Origin of the sequence: Nitrosospira sp. NpAV (assembly GCF_000832065.1) — a bacterium.
In the GTDB taxonomy this organism is placed as follows: domain Bacteria; phylum Pseudomonadota; class Gammaproteobacteria; order Burkholderiales; family Nitrosomonadaceae; genus Nitrosospira.
Genome location: NZ_JXQM01000040.1, coordinates 1 through 364, shown reverse-complemented (window position 1 = coordinate 364; position 364 = coordinate 1). Strand labels below are relative to the sequence as shown.

Below are 364 nucleotides of genomic sequence, written 5' to 3'. Positions count from 1 at the left end.
TGTGGTGGTATTTTATGGCTCCTTCCCGATGTACATTGTCTGCGGCGTGGCCAGCTACCTGTACGCCATGACGCGCCTGCCGCTGTATGCCCGGGGCACCTCGTTCCCGCTGGTGATGGCGATTGCCGGCCCGCTCATGATTCTGCCGAACGTAGGCTTGAACGAATGGGGCCATGCCTTCTGGTTCATGGAAGAACTGTTTAGCGCACCGCTGCACTGGGGCTTTGTGATACTGGGCTGGTCGGGCCTGTTTGCCGGCGGCATTGCGGCACAGATCATCACCCGCTACTCCAACCTGACCGACGTGGTCTGGAACGGACAAAGCAAAGTCATCCTCAACAACCGGATCGTCCCGTAAGGGGTC

1 protein-coding gene is annotated in these 364 nt (G+C 59.3%); it reads left to right on the top strand.

What is annotated here, in order from left to right; translation table 11 throughout:
- On the top strand, nucleotides 1-358 hold a 358-nt coding region (locus tag SQ11_RS15140), incomplete at its 5' end, for a methane monooxygenase/ammonia monooxygenase subunit C (protein ID WP_041515034.1).
- Nucleotides 359-364 lie beyond the last annotated feature (6 nt).